General features: G+C 69.0%; 20 protein-coding genes and 1 pseudogene. 14 read left to right on the top strand and 7 right to left on the bottom strand.

Translation table 11 applies throughout. From position 1 onward, the window contains the following. Nucleotides 1-178 precede the first annotated feature (178 nt). The gene (locus ACZ69Q_RS28830; protein ID WP_471047545.1) at nucleotides 179-595 is read left to right on the top strand and encodes a helix-turn-helix transcriptional regulator; all 417 of its coding nucleotides are present in this window, start codon (nucleotides 179-181) and stop codon (nucleotides 593-595) included. A 66-nt stretch (nucleotides 596-661) separates the two neighbouring features. On the opposite strand, the gene ACZ69Q_RS28825 is transcribed toward ACZ69Q_RS28830, so the two are convergent. From ACZ69Q_RS28825 to bla, 3 genes are all read right to left on the bottom strand, one after another. Continuing rightward, nucleotides 662-1,603 carry a hypothetical protein gene (locus tag ACZ69Q_RS28825; RefSeq protein ID WP_471047044.1) on the bottom strand — a complete coding sequence of 314 codons (942 nt, stop codon included), beginning with the start codon at nucleotides 1,601-1,603 and terminating at the stop codon, nucleotides 662-664. Further along, nucleotides 1,600-2,124 carry a SigE family RNA polymerase sigma factor gene (locus tag ACZ69Q_RS28820; RefSeq protein ID WP_471047042.1) on the bottom strand — a complete coding sequence of 175 codons (525 nt, stop codon included), beginning with the start codon at nucleotides 2,122-2,124 and terminating at the stop codon, nucleotides 1,600-1,602. Before ACZ69Q_RS28820 ends, ACZ69Q_RS28825 begins: the two co-directional genes overlap by 4 nt. An 84-nt stretch (nucleotides 2,125-2,208) precedes the next feature. Then, a complete protein-coding gene (gene bla, locus ACZ69Q_RS28815; RefSeq protein ID WP_471047543.1) occupies nucleotides 2,209-3,114 on the bottom strand; it encodes a class A beta-lactamase in 906 nt (301 codons plus the stop codon). 112 nt (nucleotides 3,115-3,226) lie between these two features. Here bla and ACZ69Q_RS28810 point away from each other — a divergent pair, with 112 nt between their 5' ends. After that, nucleotides 3,227-4,375: an abortive phage infection protein gene (locus ACZ69Q_RS28810; protein WP_471047040.1), complete on the top strand. Its 1,149-nt coding sequence runs from the start codon at nucleotides 3,227-3,229 to the stop codon at nucleotides 4,373-4,375. Nucleotides 4,376-4,472: 97 nt separating this feature from the next. Here ACZ69Q_RS28810 and ACZ69Q_RS28805 read toward each other — a convergent pair whose 3' ends face one another. Together ACZ69Q_RS28805 and ACZ69Q_RS28800 are read right to left on the bottom strand one after the other, a co-directional pair. Next, complete coding sequence (locus tag ACZ69Q_RS28805; RefSeq protein ID WP_471047038.1) at nucleotides 4,473-5,954, bottom strand: alpha/beta hydrolase; 1,482 nt, start codon at nucleotides 5,952-5,954, stop codon at nucleotides 4,473-4,475. 82 nt (nucleotides 5,955-6,036) lie between these two features. Continuing rightward, the gene (locus tag ACZ69Q_RS28800; RefSeq protein ID WP_471047036.1) at nucleotides 6,037-6,570 is read right to left on the bottom strand and encodes a GNAT family N-acetyltransferase; all 534 of its coding nucleotides are present in this window, start codon (nucleotides 6,568-6,570) and stop codon (nucleotides 6,037-6,039) included. A 180-nt stretch (nucleotides 6,571-6,750) separates the two neighbouring features. On the opposite strand from ACZ69Q_RS28800, the gene ACZ69Q_RS28795 reads away from it, so the two are divergent. The 6 genes from ACZ69Q_RS28795 (at nucleotide 6,751) to ACZ69Q_RS28770 (ending at nucleotide 13,330) form a co-directional block, all read left to right on the top strand. Beyond that, a complete protein-coding gene (locus ACZ69Q_RS28795; protein WP_471047034.1) occupies nucleotides 6,751-7,545 on the top strand; it encodes an SCO2525 family SAM-dependent methyltransferase in 795 nt (264 codons plus the stop codon). Between the two features lie 85 nt (nucleotides 7,546-7,630). Beyond that, nucleotides 7,631-9,481, top strand: coding sequence for an SCO2524 family protein (locus ACZ69Q_RS28790; protein WP_471047032.1), 1,851 nt, complete (start codon nucleotides 7,631-7,633; stop codon nucleotides 9,479-9,481). 3 nt (nucleotides 9,482-9,484) lie between these two features. After that, a complete protein-coding gene (locus ACZ69Q_RS28785) occupies nucleotides 9,485-10,402 on the top strand; it encodes an SCO2523 family variant P-loop protein (protein WP_471047030.1) in 918 nt (305 codons plus the stop codon). Then, complete coding sequence (locus ACZ69Q_RS28780) at nucleotides 10,399-11,379, top strand: SCO2522 family protein (RefSeq protein ID WP_471047028.1); 981 nt, start codon at nucleotides 10,399-10,401, stop codon at nucleotides 11,377-11,379. The genes ACZ69Q_RS28785 and ACZ69Q_RS28780 overlap by 4 nt, the downstream gene beginning before the upstream one ends. Nucleotide 11,380: 1 nt before the next feature. Continuing rightward, nucleotides 11,381-12,352, top strand: coding sequence for an SCO2521 family protein (locus ACZ69Q_RS28775; protein WP_471047026.1), 972 nt, complete (start codon nucleotides 11,381-11,383; stop codon nucleotides 12,350-12,352). A gap of 105 nt (nucleotides 12,353-12,457) precedes the next feature. Then, nucleotides 12,458-13,330, top strand: a complete 873-nt coding sequence (locus ACZ69Q_RS28770) for a DUF6879 family protein (protein ID WP_471047024.1) — start codon at nucleotides 12,458-12,460, stop codon at nucleotides 13,328-13,330. Here the strand turns inward: ACZ69Q_RS28770 and ACZ69Q_RS28765 are convergent. Together ACZ69Q_RS28765 and ACZ69Q_RS28760 are read right to left on the bottom strand one after the other, a co-directional pair. Beyond that, nucleotides 13,314-13,511 (bottom strand): DUF397 domain-containing protein, encoded by a 198-nt coding sequence (locus ACZ69Q_RS28765; RefSeq protein ID WP_471047022.1) that lies wholly within the window; start codon nucleotides 13,509-13,511, stop codon nucleotides 13,314-13,316. The genes ACZ69Q_RS28770 and ACZ69Q_RS28765 overlap by 17 nt on opposite strands. Continuing rightward, nucleotides 13,493-14,326: a helix-turn-helix domain-containing protein gene (locus tag ACZ69Q_RS28760; RefSeq protein ID WP_471047020.1), complete on the bottom strand. Its 834-nt coding sequence runs from the start codon at nucleotides 14,324-14,326 to the stop codon at nucleotides 13,493-13,495. Before ACZ69Q_RS28760 ends, ACZ69Q_RS28765 begins: the two co-directional genes overlap by 19 nt. An 87-nt stretch (nucleotides 14,327-14,413) precedes the next feature. On the opposite strand from ACZ69Q_RS28760, the gene ACZ69Q_RS28755 reads away from it, so the two are divergent. The 6 genes and pseudogenes from ACZ69Q_RS28755 (at nucleotide 14,414) to ACZ69Q_RS28730 (ending at nucleotide 17,302) form a co-directional block, all read left to right on the top strand. Further along, nucleotides 14,414-14,647: a hypothetical protein gene (locus ACZ69Q_RS28755; protein WP_471047019.1), complete on the top strand. Its 234-nt coding sequence runs from the start codon at nucleotides 14,414-14,416 to the stop codon at nucleotides 14,645-14,647. After that, the gene (locus tag ACZ69Q_RS28750; RefSeq protein ID WP_269642983.1) at nucleotides 14,644-14,859 is read left to right on the top strand and encodes a hypothetical protein; all 216 of its coding nucleotides are present in this window, start codon (nucleotides 14,644-14,646) and stop codon (nucleotides 14,857-14,859) included. Before ACZ69Q_RS28755 ends, ACZ69Q_RS28750 begins: the two co-directional genes overlap by 4 nt. Nucleotides 14,860-14,889: 30 nt before the next feature. Next, a complete protein-coding gene (locus ACZ69Q_RS28745) occupies nucleotides 14,890-15,567 on the top strand; it encodes a DUF1266 domain-containing protein (RefSeq protein ID WP_471047017.1) in 678 nt (225 codons plus the stop codon). A gap of 4 nt (nucleotides 15,568-15,571) precedes the next feature. Continuing rightward, nucleotides 15,572-15,661 (top strand): annotated as a pseudogene (locus ACZ69Q_RS28740) (DNA repair protein RecO); the annotation flags it as partial. A gap of 38 nt (nucleotides 15,662-15,699) precedes the next feature. Next, on the top strand, nucleotides 15,700-16,446 hold the full coding sequence (gene recO / locus ACZ69Q_RS28735) for a DNA repair protein RecO (protein ID WP_471047016.1): 747 nt from the start codon (nucleotides 15,700-15,702) through the stop codon (nucleotides 16,444-16,446). A gap of 16 nt (nucleotides 16,447-16,462) precedes the next feature. Beyond that, the gene (locus ACZ69Q_RS28730) at nucleotides 16,463-17,302 is read left to right on the top strand and encodes an isoprenyl transferase (protein WP_471047014.1); all 840 of its coding nucleotides are present in this window, start codon (nucleotides 16,463-16,465) and stop codon (nucleotides 17,300-17,302) included. Nucleotides 17,303-17,319: the final 17 nt, after the last annotated feature.

Below are 17,319 nucleotides of genomic sequence, written 5' to 3'. Positions count from 1 at the left end.
GGCGATGTGCACAGGTTCCGCACCGGTGCTGGCCCTGCTCTCGTCCCGCTCGCGCCAGACGCGGCAGTGGACGAGGTGGGAGCCGGCCCGGGAAGATACGGGTGTGGGATCCAGCCAGTCGACGTCCGAGGAACAGCGCCTGCGCACCCTCGTCGCGCTGCGCCGCGTCCGTGACCGGATGGACCGGGAGTACGCGCAGCCGCTGGACGTGGAGGCGCTCGCGCGGGGAGTGCACATGTCGGCCGGGCATCTCAGCCGCGAGTTCCGGGCCGCGTACGGCGAGTCGCCGTACGGCTATCTGATGACGCGGCGCATCGAGCGCGCGATGGCGCTGCTGCGCCGGGGCGACCTCAGCGTCACCGACGTGTGCTTCGCGGTCGGCTGTTCGTCCCTCGGCACCTTCAGCACCCGCTTCACGGAGCTGGTCGGCATGTCGCCCAGCGCCTACCGGCGGCAGGAGACGGACGCGACGGAAGGGATGCCGTCCTGCGTGGCGAAGCAGGTGACCAGGCCGCTCAGGAACCGGCCGGCGCCGTTCAGCCTCGCCGCGGCGGTCAACGGAGCGGTGCCGGACGGCGGGCAGCGGCCGGCGTGACGACGGGCCGGGGGCGCCGTCCCCGGTGCGGCGCCCCCGGCCCGTCGATGCCGCGCATGGGCGCTGCTACGGCAGGGTCCGCTGGTAGTACTTGTCCCCGTCGGAGTCGTAGATCAACTTGCCGCCGGCGTCGTAGCCCTTGATGTGCGGTGCCAGGGTGACCTGCTCGTTCAGCACGCCGGACGCCACGAACCAGCCGTGGTCGAGGGCGGCCTCGGCGCTGGAGTCGCCGTAGGAGACCGTCACCTTGGCCACCGACGGCTCGACCGTGCCGACCACACCCCACCGGAAAGGCAGCTTCCAGTTGCCCCGGTCGAGGAACGACTGCTGGTAGAGCTTGCCGCCGTTGGGGTCGACGAAGACCGGGCCCTCGTCCTCGATGGCGTCGGCGTCGTTGCCGACACTGGTGTTCAGGCCCTGTGTCTCGCCGTCCTCGGTGCGGCAGATCAGCCGGGTCGACCGCGGCTTCTCCTTCACCGCGACGACGTACATGCCGTCGCCGGGCGCGTTGGAGTCGCCGGTCGAGTTCATCGCCAGGACGATCCGGTAGCCGTCGGCACCGCCCAGGTCGGTCTCGCCCGCGTGGGTGGGCCCGGACCGGCTGTAGTCCAGGCAGCCCTCCAGCCCGTCCACCGCCTGCTCGAAGGTGATGCCGTCCAGCAACTGCCCCGCCGTGGCCGGCCGCGCGGGCCCGCTCGGCGTCGGCGACGGCGTGGGTGTGGTCGTCCGCGAGGCACTGGCGGAGGGCGTCGGGGACGTGGCCGTGCTCGTGCCCGGCCCCCCGCCGCTCAGCGCGTACGCCCCGACCGGCATCGCCGCCAGCGTCACCAGCGCCGCCCCCGCCGCGGCCACCCGGCGCCGGTGCTCCACCACGCCCCGCCGCCGGATCGCCGGATACGGTGCCGGAGAGGGCCGGATCGTGTACGCGTCCTCCGCGAGCAGCTCCCGCAGCCGCTCCTCGAAGTCCCGCTCGCCGTCCGCTTCCTGCGGCTGCTCGTCGTCGTTCACCTGCTGCCTCCCTGCCCCGACGGCGTCATCCGGGCGAGCCCCGGACACGCACGCAACTTCGCCAGCCCCTTCGACGCCTGGCTCTTGACCGTGCCGACGGAGCAGCCGAGTACGTCGGCGACCTCCGTCTCCGACAGGTCCTCCCAGTAGCGCATGACGACCACTGCCCGCTGTTTGGGCGGCAGTTGGGCCAGCGCGCGGATGAGCGCACCGCGCTCGTCCACACCCGCGTAGCCCTCGTCGCGCCCCGCGGTCTCGGGCGGCGCGGCCGTCAACGCCTCGGCGACCCGCCGCTTGCGGAACCGGTCGCTGTTGCAGCTCACCAGCATCCGCCGGACGTAGGCCTCCGGGTTGTCGGCACGCGCCACCCGCCGCCATGAGCGGTACGCCTTCGCCAGCGCCGTCTGCGTCAGGTCCTCGGCGTGGTGCGCGTCGCCGGTGAGGAGATACGCGGTCCGCACCAGGTGGGACCACCGCGCCCTGACGAACTCCTGGAACTGGGCCTCTTGTTCGGCCTGCATCTGGCACCCTCCCTCGCCCTCCAGACCACCAAGGGCGAGGAATGGGTTGCCCGGCGCTTCAGGTGATTTCTGTCGCGCGACGACTCAGACGAGGGTCTCGGCGAGCAGCTTCGCCGTCTCCACGATCAGGGCGTGGTCGTACGCGGCGTCCTGCTCGGGCAGCGTCGTCTGGACCGCGAGGACGAGCGGGGTGCCGTCTTCGGTCCAGGCGATGCCCACGTCGTTGTTGGCACCGTAGAAGCCGCCGCCGGTCTTGTCGGCGATCGCCCAGGTCGGGGGCAGGGCCGCACGGAACCGGTTGACGCTGGTGGTGTTGTTCAGCAGCCAGTGCGTGAGCAGGTCCCGGTCGCGGTGGTTCAGGGCGTCGCCCAGGACCAGCCGGGCGTAGGTGCGGCCGATCGCGCGCGGGCTCGTGGTGTCCGTGACGCGCCACGGCTCCGCCGAGTTGAGCTCGGTCTCCCAGCGGTCGAGGCGGGTCACCCGGTCGCCGAGCGAGCGGGCGAAACCGGTGACGGCGGTGGGGCCGCCGAGCTCGCGCAGCAGCAGGTTGCCCGCCGTGTTGTCGCTGAACCGGATGGCCACGTCGGCGAGTTCGCCGACGGTCATGCCGGTGTCCAGGTGCTGCTTGGTCTGTTCGGAATTGTCCACGAGGTCGGCCGCCGTGTAATGGATCCGCTTGGCGAGCACCTCGCCGTTCCGGTCCAGGTCACGCAGGACGGCCGCGGCGGCCAGGGTCTTGAACAGCGAGCAGATCGGGAAGAGCTCGTCGGCGCGGTGAGTGATGGTCTTTCTCGTACGGACGTTGTATGCGAACACGCCCAGGCGGGCGCCGTGTTGCCGCTCCAGTTCGCCGAGACGCTCGGTGGTGGCGTGGGCGGCGGGCGCGCCCGTGAGGAGCGCGGCGGTGGTGGCGATGCCTGCGGTGAGCAGGGTGCGTCGGCCTAAGATCTCGATCTCCTTCGTTCGGATGTCGTCTGACGGAAGATGGATGAACGGTGATGACGATCTCGTTAGTGATCGACGCCGTATGTCATTCCTTGGTTGCGGTGTTGTAGACCGTCGGCCGACGGCGCGACTCGCCCGTGCTCGCCACAGTGGCCGTATGGAGAACACCGAGGGAATCAGCAGGGCACGGTTTCTCGCGGGTGCGGCGGCCGTCGGACTGGCGGGGGCGGCGCTGCCCGCGGGGCAGGCCGCCGCGGCCACGCGAGAGCCGGAGCGCCGGGGCCTGAAGCACCGGGGCCTGAAGCACCGGGGCGTCGTCTACACCGTCGGCGAGGGGGAGACGCCCGGCACCGCGTGGAGCGCCGCCCGGATGCGCCGTGACATCCGCGCCATCCGCGACGAGCTGCACGCCGACACGGTCGACGTCACCGGCGACGGCGTCGACCGCCTCCTCGGCACGGCCGCCGAGGCCGCCGAACGCGGGCTGCACGTCTGGCTCCAGCCGACCCTCGGGGACATCCCGGAGAAGGAGATCCTGGACTCGATCGCCGAGTGCGGCCGGTTCGCGGAGAAGCTGCGCAGGCAGGGCGCGGGCGTCGACTTCAGCGTGGGCTGCGAGTTCTGGCTGTTCGTGCCGGGGATCATCCCGGGCGAGACGGTCCTGGACCGCATCGACAACCTCCAGAAGGGCAACGTCGACATGGCGCGGATGCAGCGCCGCCTGGCCCGCTTCACCGCGAAGGCAGCGGCGGTCGGCCGCTCCGTCTTCCACGGCCGCCTCAGCTACGCCGCCGCCCAGGACGAGAAGTTCGAGCCGGTCGACTGGAACCTCTTCGACGTCGTCGGCATCGACTACTACTCCTACCACCCCCAACCGGCCGCCTACGTCCGCGAGTTGCGCCGCCACCTGCGCTGGGGCAAGCCCCTGGCCATCACCGAGTTCGGCACGTGCGCCTACGTCGGTGCCCCCGAGACCGCCGGCATGGGCTGGAACATCGTCGACTACACGAAGGAGCCCAACGAGATCAAAGGCGACCCGGTGCGCAGTGAGCGCACACAGGCCGCCTACCTGACCGATCTGCTGGACGTCTTCGAGTCGATGGGTCTCTACGTGGCGATGGCCTTCGAGTTCGTCACCCCCGACGCCCCCCACCGCCCGGACAACCCCCGCTACGACCTCGACCTGGCGAGCTACGCCATCACCAAGCCCATCAAGACCCACCCGGACGACCCGAACTCCCCTTGGCACTGGGAACCGAAGGAGGCGTACCGCGCCTTGGCACACCGTTACGCGAGCTGCCGCTGAGCGGGCGGGGCCGAGGGACCGGCGGTCCGGCAACGCCTTAAGGGGCGCGGGGAACTGCGCGACCAGCCACGACGGCGCCGCACTCAACCGACGACCCTCACTCGCAGTACAGGTCCTTCCCGGGCCGCTTCCCCGTCACCAGATACCGAGACACGGCAGCGTCCCCACACGCATTGCCGTTCTCCAGATAGGCGTCATGCCCCGTGGAGTTCACGGTGACCATGACGGCCCGCCGCCCAAGAGCCTCACGCAGCTTCAACGCACCACTGAGCGGCGTGGCCACATCCCGCTCGTTCTGGATCATCAGAACATTCGACGGCCCCCGATCAGTCACCCGCACCGGCGCCTCCCGCGGCTGCCACGGCCACGCGGTGCACGGCAGCGCGTTGCGCGGCATGCCCGCGGTGAGCGGGTACTTCGCCCGGCTCTCGGCGACCCCCTTCTCGTACACGGCCGCCGACTTGGGCCACGCGACGTCGTTGCAGATCGTCCCGGCGCCGACCGCCAGGTAGTTCTGGAGCGCGGACTCCGGCGGGCGCGGCGGAGCGGCCGGCAGCGTGCCGCTCTCGGCGGCCAGCATCAGCTTCGCCAGGACCGGATAGTCGTCGGGGTCGTACATGCTCGACAGCATGGTCTGGCGCAGCACGTTGCCGTTCAGCTCCGCCGGGTTGGCACCGGGCCAGGGGATCGGCTCGCGGTCCAGCCGGGCGGCGAGGCCGAGGAAGCGGGAGCGCACCTGGGCCGGGGTCTCTGCGACCCGGTCCGGATTGCCGGGCCGCGAGGCCCACTTGGCGAACTCGGGGAAGTTGTCCTCGACGCCCACCTCGAACGCCCGCAGCCAGGCGCGCTCCGCCTGCACGGGGTCGGGGTTGTCGCTGCTGTCCAGCACGATCCGGTCGGTGTGCTGCGGGAACAGCTCGGTGTAGGCGGCGCCGACATAGGTGCCGTAGGAGACGCCCCACGCGGACAGCTTGCGCTCGCCGAGGGCGGCCCGGATGCTGTCGACGTCCCGGGCGTTGTTGAGCGTGCTGATGTGCTGCATCAGCTCCCCGCCGTTGCGCGCACAGGCGTCCCCCAGGCGCCGGCCCATCGCCATGTTCTCGGTGACGGAGCCGTCGGGGGCGGGCCAGGGCAGCAGGCTCGTCACGGACAGGTCGTCGGAGTCGACGTCACAACTGACCGACGTGGACGGCGCGTTGCCGCGGGGTGCGAACCCGATCAGGTCGTAGGCGTCCCGCACCTGGCGCGGCATCAGCTTTCCCTTGTCCGAAGGATGGGCCAGGCTGTCGCCGCCCGGCCCGCCGGGGATCATCAGCAGCGCGCCCCGGCGGGCGGACGGGTTCTCGCTGCGGATACGGGAGACGGCGAGGTCGATCCGCGGGCCGCCGGGGTCGGCGTAGTCCATCGGCACGGACACGGTCGCGCACTCCTGGCGCGGGTCGAGCCCCGCACCCTCGCACTTGGTCCACTTCAGCGGCGTGGGCGCGCCGGTGGCGGACGCGGTGAGCGGAGTGACGAGTCCGAAGACGACTCCGGAGGCGGCGGCGATCAGGGCGGCACTCTTCGTGATCTGCTTCATGCACAGCAGCCTGACGGACCATGACGGAGTGTCACATCCGGCCAACTCCCCGGTCTCCCCGGGGGATTACCCCCGACGCGCCCTACGCGGAAGCCAACCCCAGCACCATGATGAGCCGGTCCTCCCCGGGCCCCAGATAGTCCCTGTGCACGCCCCCGTCGGTGGAGAACCCCAGGGTGCGGTACAGCATGATGGCCGCGGCGTTCGTCGGCTCGACGGTCAGCCTCACCTCGTGCACCCGCTCCCTGCGCAGTTGCCGCAGCACCTCCAGCATCAGCCGCTTGCCCAGCCCCCGGCCGCGCTGGTCGGCGCTGACGGCCAGGCTCAGCACCCAGCACACATAGCCGTCCGACGTGGTCACGAAGAGGACATAGCCGTGCAGGTACTCCCCGTCGTCGAGGACCAGGATCCGGTCGCCGTGCACGTCGATGTGCTGGCGCAGCACGAAGTACGGGTACGGGTCGTCGGGGAAGACCTCGCGGTCGACGCGGAGGAGTTCGGGCAGGTCCGTCTCGGTGACGCCCCTCATCGTCAGCGGCCGATCGCTGCTGTCGGCTAGGAAGGCCTGCTCAGCGCGGTGACCCAGAAGAGGGAAACGTTCCTCCGGCACAGCCATCAACTGCCCCCTATGTGATGGAATGGTGTCACTCGTGCGGGTGAGCACCCGTTGCCCGCCGTTTCAGGTGCTCGGTTCGAGATCCGCCCATCTTGAGCAGGGCAATCCGGTGGTTCAAGAGTGCGAGATGCTTATGCCTCGACGCGCTCCCAGTGCGCCTTCCTTTGGTACCGTGAGTGAATGACCCAGAGATCGTCGGGGGGCGTCCAGTTGAAGAACGCTGAGGTGCGCTGGGCGGCATTCGACCCGATCGCCTACGTTGATCATAACTACCGCGACTTACAGGCAGAGGACGCGGAGATCCTGCACATGGTACGGGATCATTTTGGCGATCATTTCCGGAAGCAGGGCAGCGGCCCCGTTTCCGGTATCGATGTGGGTGCCGGCGCCAATCTCTATCCCGCACTCTCCATGATGCCGTGGTGCGACGAGATCACGCTCTTCGAGCGCTCGTCCGCGAACGTCGGCTACCTCAGAAGCCAGGTCGAGTCCTACGACCCGAACTGGGACCAGTTCTGGAGCGCCCTGTGCGAGCACGAGGCGTACAACTCCCTTGGTGTGGACCCGCGTGAGCGGTTCAGCAAGGTCGTCTCGGTCGAGCAGGGCGACCTCTTCGACCTCGCGCGGTACGGGCGACGGTGGTCCATGGGGACCATGTTCTTCGTCGCCGAGTCCATGACCACGTCCCACAAGGAGTTCCGGCTCGGCGTCGAGCGCTTCATGCGGGCCCTGGCTCCGGGAGCGCCCTTCGCCGCGGCCTTCATGGAGCATTCGAAGGGCTATCACGCGGGTGAGCATTTCTTCCCGGCCTGTGACGTGGGAGAATCCGAGGTGCGCGCGAGTCTTGAGACATTCGCGGGCGACTTCAAGGTCCAACGGCTCGAATCCGAGGCCGAAGTGCGCGACGGTTATTCGGGAATGATCATCGCCTACGGCTGGCGCAGTAATTCGGACTCGATCCTTCCGATCGACTGATCAGTGAATCTTCACAGTGAATCTTCACAACAGAAGAGGGATATTCCTCAACTGATGGCAGTGCGGCCTGTGTGAGGGGCATGGGATGCAGATCAAGCCACGCCAGCATCTGCTGGACATCTGGCAGGGAATCGCTCGCCACTCTTTCGACGGGGGAGAGTGGGACTGGGGCGAATGGGGCGGAGAGAGCAGTGTGGCCGACGCCGAGCGGCTGCTCTGCCTGCTGTACCCGGCAACCGAGATCCCCGCGTTCCGGCTCGACGACCCCGACACCACCCAGGAGGACGTCCAACAGGTCCTGAAGAAGGCCGGCGGACGGCTGGACATCCCGGCCAACCTCGTGACCGCCGCCGCCGACTTCATGCGCACCCACACCGGTGACGACAAGCGGCCCACCTTCGCCGGGGGCTACTACTTCGGCTCGGCCGACAAGGCCAAGGAAGTCACCGAGGAACAACGCCAGTTGGGCGTGGTCGACTCCTACTCCATGTCGATCACCCTGTGCCTGGCGACCCTCGGCTTCCTCAAGATCTACGAGACCAGAACCCGGCGCAGCGACGTCCGGGACACCATCGCCGAACTGCGCCAGGCCACCAGCAACCGCCTGACCGCCGCGATGGTGAGCCTGCTGCGTTCCTTCGTCGTCAACGTCTTCGACACCGACTCCTCGCAGGGCCGCACGCTCTCCGAACTCCTCGGCCAGGGGCGGCTGTCGCAGCGCCAGGTGCTGAACAAGTTCCAGAACCGCTTCCGCGCGCTACGCGCGGCGATCGTCGAGAGTGTCTACCTCGGTATCGACGTCCAGGAAGGCCTCAAGGACGAGAACCAGCTCTTCGAGTGCGGCTGGGCCTGGACCATGGTCAAGGACTCGCCCGAGGTCGAGACCACCGAACCCGTCGGACCGCAGCCCGAGGGCGTCGCCAACGCGGTGCCGTACCTGTACTTCACCGTGGTCGCGCTCGACGGTATCCAGGACCTGTTCTCCGACCGCACCCTGACCCTCGGCCTGCTGAACACCGAGCAGCAGCGGCTCGCCGAGGCGCTCCGGCTGCGGTGGGAGCTGACCCAGCAGTACTGGTCCCGCATCGCCCGCTTCGACGAGGACCGCTGGCCCCTGGAGGACATCCCCTGGCGTACGACGGGACAGAAGCTGGAGTCCGAGTACTTCTCCCTCTCCGTCGCCGCCATCCTCGTGCACGACCTGATGCGCCGCCGGGCCACCGACGACGACCTCACCCGCACCGTCGGCGTCATGGAGCGCCTCGCCGAGCGCGGCCGTATCACCAGCCGTATGACGCGCGACGACCCCATGGTCCACCAGCTCCACAACGTCGGCGTCGCCCTGCCGCTGCAAGGCAGCGAGCGGATCGGACCGCCCATGACCTGGGCCATGACCGACTTCTCGGCCCAGTTGCTGAAGCGGACCGTCCAGCTCTGCACGCTCTCGCGCAGCCTCGGCTCGCACGACCGGCTGCTGCGGCTCGCCGAGGACATCTTCGACCACATGTGGCGTCGCCGCATCCGGGACGGCGAGGGCGCCGGCCTGTGGGACAACGTCCACGCCGCCTATCCCGAGGCGGAGATCCACAAACGGCGCGTACCGGTGTCGTGGAGCATCACCGAGCGCGTCACCGAGGTGATGGTGCAGGCCCACGCCATGTACCGCCAGCCCCCGATCCGCAGCCTCGAACTGACCGACCTGGCAAGGGCGTTGCTCAGTGAGTCCGCGCACCTGCTGGGCAACGAACAGATGGAACCCGCGCCCTCGGACGCCGGCCGGCACGGCATGCAGCTCAGGAACATCGAGGTCAAGTTGCGCCGCGCCCGCAGCCTCGTGGACGAACAGCCGGGTACGGCCTACGCGTTGACGCTCGACGTGCTGGGACAGCTCGACTCGCTCGCCCGTGCCCGCGAAGCCGCGGACCGGGGAGTGTGAACCGTGCTGATCTTCGCCGCCTCCGACAAAGGAGGCACGGGCCGCTCCGTCACGAGCGCCAACCTCGCCTACCACCGCGCCATGGCCGGGGACGACGTCTGCTACCTGGACTTCGACTTCGGCTCGCCCACCGCGGCGGCCGTCTTCGACGTGGGCGACGCCCGCCAGGCCACCGAGGACCGCGGACTGCACGCCTACCTCATAGGAGAGGTCAGCGAACCGGCCCGGATCGACGTGTGGGCCGAGACGGAGCACCAGGTGCTGCGGTTCCCGCCGCCCGGCAGCGGACGCCTGGTGCTGATGCCGGGTGACGTCAGCGGCGGCGAGTTCGCCACCAGCGACGACAACCTGCGCCGCTGCGTCGACCTGCTGATGACGCTGTACTACGAGTTCGACCTGGTGATCGTCGACCTCAGCGCCGGGCGCTCCTACGCCGTCGACATGGCGCTGGAGGCCACCGCGTCGTCCGAGATGAGCGAGGTCACGGCCCGCTGGCTGGTCTTCCACCGCTGGACCCGCCAGCATGTGGCGGCCGCCGCGAGCCTGGTGTTCGGCAAGCGCGGCATCGTCGCCGGCGGTGTCGAGCGCGGCCACGGCGAGGACGCCCTGCGCAACGCGATCCGCTTCGTGCGGGCCGCCGTACCCGACCCCGAGTCGCCCCTGTGGTCGCAGGTCTCGCCCACCCAGTCGGCGTGGATGCGCAAGACCGACGGCGACCTCAAGCAGCTCGCCTCCACGCACGGCATCGGCTACAGCCAGGTCCTCGGCTCGGTGCCGCTCGAACCGGTCCTGCAGTGGCGTGAGCAGCTCATCACCGACGAGGACGTGCTCGACAGCCAGATCGCCAACCAGGAGACCTGGCAGGCGCTCAGCCAGCTCGCCGGACGCCTGACCGACGACAAGTACTGGGAGCAGGTGTGACCGAGGCCGTTTTCCAGGAGACCACCGCGGAGCGGCGCACCCAGTCCGTCCCGCTGGCCCACCTCTCGCTGGAGCTGGGCCACCTCTACATGGAGGACTTCGAGGCGGGCCCCAAACGGCTGGCCGAGCACTTCGCCGAGGTGCGGATCTGGGTGGACGCCGTGCGCGCCTCCGCGGCCCGGCGCAGCAAGCGGCCCCGGATCAGCACCTGCTTCCTCATCGACGACTACTTCACCCGCTTCTCCACCCCGGCCGAGCTGATCCCGATGGTGCTCAAGGAGGCCGAGAAGGCGGGCCTGGTCATCGACTACCTGGCCCGCGAGTCGGCCTGCGCGGTCGCCGACCGCATCGAGCTTGCGGAATCGGTCATGCACCGCCTCGTCGAGTCGCCGCCGCCCGGCAGCTACGGCTCCCGCCCGTCCGTCAGTCACAGCGGCTGGCTCGCCAACGGCCAGCGCACGCCGTCGACTTCACGCAGCGCACTCGGCGAGGTCAAGGGCTGGGCCGCGCCCCAGGAGACCGCGGCCCGCAACCACTCCATCTTCATGGACGTCGAGCTGTGGTCCGAGAAGGACGGCCGGCGGCTGTGGTCCTGCCCGTTCCTGGCCGCCGTCTGGCAGCTCGCCCGGCTGGGCCTGTTACGTCACCTCGGCGATCCCGTGCTGCCACCGACCCAGTGGGAGGGCGGGGAGTTCCCGCAGGACTGGGACCGGCTGGATCCGCTGATCAGGCTCACCGACACCAAGGCCGCCTTCAGCGCCTACCGCACCTGCACCCTGATGCCGAACCGCTTCCTCGCCGTCGAGGACGCCGTACGGCTCATCCTGGACCAGATAGACGTCGACGCCGGTGCGCTCCAGCAGGTCGCCGAGCGGTCCGCCGGCGAGGGGATGCCGGTTCCCGCGGCGGTCGCGCAACGCGCCACCTACGTCTTCTACGAGGAGCCCGGCGACTCCTCCGAGGCTGAGGGGACCTGAGATGACGGCGGCCTTCGGACAACCCGCGCCTTCGGTCCTCGCCTGCGGCGAGGTGCGCACCTGTCTGCTGCCGTCCCATCAGGCCCTGGACCGCCGGGCCGCCGCCCAACTGCTCAAGCTGCGGGCCGACGAACACGTCCGGGTCTCCGAGCGGCCCTCCATACACGCTCTTTCCCCCGAGATCCTGACCGGCGTGGACTGCCGGCTGCCCGCCTCCAACGGCTCCAAGGTCCGGGCCGTCGGTACGGTGGCCGGCCGCGCGGCGCTGACCGAGGGCCGCCTGTTGCAGTCGACGGCGTACTTCAGCCTCCCTGCCTCCGGCCCCGACGTGCGCCGTACCTGGGGTCAGTATCTGGTCCGCCCCGGCCTGGTCGAGCCCTTCGGCAAGCTGCCCCAACAAGCTACGGCCGATGGGGTGTTGCAGGGTGCGCGGCGGGGTGAGCTCGACCTCGGGATGATCGCCGAGGGCCTGCTGGCCGAGCTTCGCCGCCATCCGCTCCTGGACCGCCGGGTGCCCTTCAAGTCCAGCCCCACGAGGCTGCGTTGGGTCGCGCGGCGCACCTCGGACGGCGAGCGGGCGTCCCTCGTGCACTTCACGGTGGCCGAGGGCGGGCTGCGGACCATGGAGCTACGGCTTCCGGAGCACATTCCGACGGCATCGGCGGCGGGCATTTGCGAAGATCTCGCCCTGCACGACTGGCTTTTGACGACTGTTCAGCACATGCTTGACAACAGCCGGCTCGGTACGGCGGACGGGCCTTCCGTGCTCGAGACGCTGCAACCGGTCGTCGTACATCTGCTGCATCTGTGGATGCCGCGCGCGCACGTGGACCCCGCGCTGGGTCACCTGTGGGACGTGCTGGAAGACAAACCGGGTTTCTCCCGCCAGTGGGAGAACCTGAGCCGGCGCATCCGAGATCGACTGGCCCTCCAGGCCGTGGCGACGCCGCACCAGGCGCTGAGCACACGCTGAGGGGCGGAACCGGACGAGAAACCCGACGGGGGATGAGAGATGAGTGGAGCGTCATCGTTAGGAGCGGGAAGCAACGGACACGCGGTACCGCGGCAGGAGCAGCGCATGCCCAGGATGTTCTGGCGGATCCTGATCACGGCCACGGCGGCGGGCGGCGCCTTCCTGCTCACCAGCATTCTCAATGAGGACGACGGCAACATCTGGCAGTGGGTGGCGTCCATCGTCATCGGCAGCGCGGCGCTGATCGTGCAGTTCCTCATCGACTTCGGCGAGCGGTTCGAGAAGGTCGACACCCGCTTCAACGAGATCCTCGCCGCGACGACGCTGTTCAGCCAGGTCGACGGTTCGGTGCTGCGCTCCGACGAGGTGACCCGGCTGGTCCTCGGCTACACCAAGGTCCGTGAGCAGGGCGGCGACATCGTGCAGGCCTTCGCCGAGAAGGAGCTCGGCCGCCTGGCCAAGATGATGGAGGGGCTCGGCAGCGGCAGCGCGGACTGCCCCGGCGAGAACCACGAGTGGCTCATCGACATCACCGACTGCGTGAAGATGACCCTCGACGCCACGAGTACTTCGGTGGACCGGGAGTTCTGGACCAGCGGGCCGGCCGAGCGGTACCTCGCCGCGCAGGAGAAGGCGATCAAGCGGCGCGGCGTGGAGATCCGGCGCCTGTTCATCGTGCGGGACCCCGACGAGGTCACATCCGAACTCAGAGCGCTGTGCGAGAGCCAGCGCAGGCGGGGTATCGACGCGCGTATCGCGGTGCGCTCGCTGATGCAGTCCAACCCCAGGGTCAGCGACTTCATCGTCTTCGACGGCGAACTCTGCCACGAGACCAAGCCGGACCAGGAGAACAACCCGGACAGTACGTTGCTGAGTGCCGAGCCGGACCATATCGAGGACCACGTCACCCAGTTCACCGAGCTGTGGGCAGAGGCGGAGCGTCAGCAGACGGCTCCGCGGGTCACCTCAGAGACGTGAGAAAGCCGCACCAGGCGTACGCCGGAACGAGGAGTACGGGACTGTCCGAGGCCAGTTTGGAGTCTCGGACAGGAACGACGCCGGGGACTCCGTCGGCCACCTCGACGCAGGACTCGCCGCCGCTGCCCCCGCTGTAGGTGCTCTTGCGCCAACGGGCCTTGCTCAGGTCGTACGCCTGCATCGTCTGTAGTCCTCCGCCACCGACTCGATCAGTGCCAGGGACGCCTCCAACGACAGCGCAGCGCCCCTCAGGAGATCGTAATCCGCCTGTGTTTGCTTCACTACAGCCGGATCGTCCAACAGACTCCCCGAAAACACGGCCTCTGTATAGGCAGTTGGCGGGGCATCCTCGAACTGCATGAGGGTCATCATCTTGCCCATCTGGGGGTGGGCTCCCGCCGAGAACGGCAGCACCTGCACCAGCACCTTGCGCTCCCGCACCATCGCCGCCACTTGGTCCAACTGCTCGGCCATCACAGCAGAGGCGCCGACAGGGACGCGCAGGACCGTCTCGTGCAGAATCGCCCAGTACACCGGCCTTGTGGCGTCCTTGAGGATCTGCGCGCGTTCTTGGCGCAGCCCGACCACCTGCTCGATGTACTCGTCCGTCGCGAGCGGGTTGCTCGCCAGGTAGATGGCTCGGGCGTATGCGCGCGTCTGGAGGAGCCCCGGCACCACAGCCGGCGCCCAGTCGCAGATGCTCGTTGCCAGCCGCTCCAGTTCTGCCGCGTGCGCGAAATAATCGGCGTACCGCTGTTCCTTGATGAGTTGCCGCCACATCCGCTCGAAAATACCGTCGGTTTGCAGGGACTCATCAATCCGCTGGGCGACATCAAGTTGCGGCTTTCGAATTGCCTGTTCGAACTGGCCGATGTATCCGCCGGATACAAATACCCGGGAACCCAACTCCACCTGAGTGATCCCGGCGTCCTCCCGGCGTCGCTTCAGTTCCGCTCCGAAAAACTCCCACGCCGCCTGACGTGAACCGTTGGCCATGGCCAACCCCCTTGCGCTGCCCTGCACTTGTAGGGCACAGACTCCTGCCGAGTGTAGGCGTCGCAGGTCACCATGGAGATGGGAAGCGTGAAACCCGAATTCGAGGGGAGTCAGGTGACGGCACGACACTCGGCGCGCTGCGTCGAAGAAGCGGAGGAAGTAGTGAAGGAATTGCGGGCGGCGCTGGAGAAGGCAGGAATTACGCTTCCGACACTCCGGATCGATCCGGCGAGTCTTGCGCGTGAAGCTCCGTGCCCGCTCGTCGAATTGGGTCGTTGTTCCGTCGAGACCGTGCGGCGCCTCGCGGCGGTACTTCGATGAAGCCGCCTGTCGGGTCGTATGTGATCGACACTCGTTCGGGTCGGATCGGCATCGTGATGGGACACGAGGGACCGTATGTGCAGCTAAGGCCGTACGGGGGCGGCAAGGAGTGGGACGCGGAGCCGGCGGCCGTACGCAACGCGACGCCCGCCGAGCGGCTGCGGGCCGCGACGGCGTACGCGAACGCACGGAGCAGGGGTGAGGTTCCTTGACGTAGGTGCGTGCGCATAGGGTGCGGCGGCATGGCCATGTGGAGATGGAGAAGGCGTGGTGTGAAGGCGGCCCGCCGCTACCCCGTGCCGCTCACCACGCACCAGTTGTGGATGGTGTCGCTGAGCGCGCCGGTGAGCAGGGACAAGGGCGCCTCGCGGACGACGCTGTACCCGTATGTACGGATCGACGACGACAGTGCCCGGCGCTGGTTGGCCGACCAGTGGGAGATCACCTCGCGTGAGGAGCTGGTCGGTCGGCTCGACGACCTGTCCCGCAGTGGATACCGGGCGCGGGCGTACCGGCAGACGGGCGTCTCGCCGCTCGCCTGGGATGCCGCGCTGTACGTCGACATCACCCGCCGGGGCTTCGCCTGCGGGCTGATCGGCGAGGGCGACGCCTGGACCGCGCTGAAGAACATCGTGCCGACGGTGGTGCGCGAGTACGCCTCCTGGCAGGAGTACGCCGATCACTATCTGCTCGGCCGGCATGTGTGGCGGGCGGGGCTGCGGGACGCGGGGGACTCCGATCTGCCGGCGTCGCAGGCGGTCGCCGACGAGCATCTGCGGGCCCTGCTGGACCCGGCGAACCGCTCCAGCCCGTGGAACCTGGCCCCCTGGGACGCGATCAGCAACCCCGACCGCACCCTCCCCCACTCTCGGCTTCGCTCGACAGGGGGGACCCCCACCCCCCGCCGTACGCGAGAATGAACCCATGAGTCTGTTCCGCGACGACGGCATCGTGCTGCGCACCCAGAAACTCGGTGAGGCGGACCGGATCATGCTGTGCTTTCCCGGGGGCCACCCCCCGGACCCCCGGCCGGAAGCCCGTGGAGGCCTGCGATGAGTCTCTTCCGGGATGACGGCATCGTGCTGCGCACCCAGAAACTCGGTGAGGCGGACCGGATCATCACGCTGCTCACGCGGGGGCACGGGCGGGTGCGGGCCGTGGCGCGGGGGGTGCGGCGGACGAAGTCCAAGTTCGGCGCCCGGCTCGAACCGTTCTCCCATGTCGACGTGCAGTTCTTCGCGCGCGGGAGCGAGCTGATCGGGCGCGGTCTGCCGCTGTGCACACAGAGCGAGACCATCGCTCCGTACGGCGGCGGGATCGTCAGCGACTACGCCCGCTACACCGCCGGGACGGCCATGCTGGAGACCGCCGAGCGGTTCACCGATCATGAGGGCGAACCGGCGGTGCAGCAGTATCTGCTGCTGGTCGGCGCCCTGCGGACGCTGTCCCGCGGCGAGCACGCGCCCCATCTCGTGCTCGACGCGTTCCTGCTCCGCTCCCTCGCCGTCAACGGCTACGCCCCGACCTTCAGCGACTGTGCGAAGTGCGGTATGCCCGGACCGAACCGCTTCTTCTCGGTCGCTTCCGGGGGCTCGGTCTGTGTCGACTGCCGGGTGCCCGGTAGCGTCGTACCGTCGCCGCAGACCCTGGAACTGCTAGGTGCGCTGCTTACGGGGGACTGGGAGACCGCGGACGCCTGTGAGCCGCGGCACGTCCGGGAGGGCAGCGGGCTGGTGTCCGCCTATCTGCACTGGCATCTGGAACGCGGACTGCGTTCGCTTCGGTACGTGGAAAAGTAAGGGAGACGACAAGCACATGGCCGTGAGTGGGTTCCTGGGACGCCGGCGACGCGAGTACAAGGCGCCCGAGCCGCACCCGTCCGGTGCCCGTGCGCCGAAGATCCCCGGCGAGCTGGTTCCCAAGCACGTGGCGATCGTCATGGACGGGAACGGCCGCTGGGCGAAGGAGCGGGGCCTGCCGCGCACCGAGGGGCACAAGGTCGGTGCCGAGCGGGTGCTGGACGTCCTTCAGGGCGCGGTCGAGATGGGCGTGGGGGCGATCTCGCTGTACGCCTTCTCCACCGAGAACTGGAAGCGGTCCCCGGACGAGGTGAAGTTCCTGATGAACTTCAACCGCGACTTCATCCGCAAGACCCGCGACCAGCTCGACGAGCTCGGCATCCGGGTGCGCTGGGTGGGCCGTATGCCCAAGCTGTGGAAGTCGGTCGCCAAGGAGCTGGAGATCTCCCAGGAGCAGACCAAGGGCAACGACAAGCTGACGCTGTACTTCTGCATGAACTACGGCGGCCGGGCCGAGATCGCGGACGCGGCGCAGGCCCTCGCGGAGGATGTGAAGGCCGGCAAGCTGGACCCGTCGAAGGTGACCGAGAAGACCTTCGCGAAGTACCTGTACTACCCGGACATGCCGGACGTGGACCTGTTCCTGCGCCCGAGCGGCGAGCAGCGCACCTCCAACTACCTTCTCTGGCAGAGCGCTTACGCCGAGATGGTCTTCCAGGACGTCCTGTGGCCGGACTTCGACCGGCGCGACCTGTGGCGCGCGTGCGTGGAGTTCGCCTCCCGCGACCGGCGGTTCGGCGGCGCGATCCCGAACGAGGAACTGCTCGCCATGGAAGGCCGGCAGCCCGACGCCTGAGCGCAGGCCCTGAGTCG

The organism is Streptomyces sp. NPDC036764, from assembly GCF_055609385.1.
Note: the sequence above shows the minus strand (reverse complement) of the source record. Positions and strands in the feature narration are given on the sequence as shown.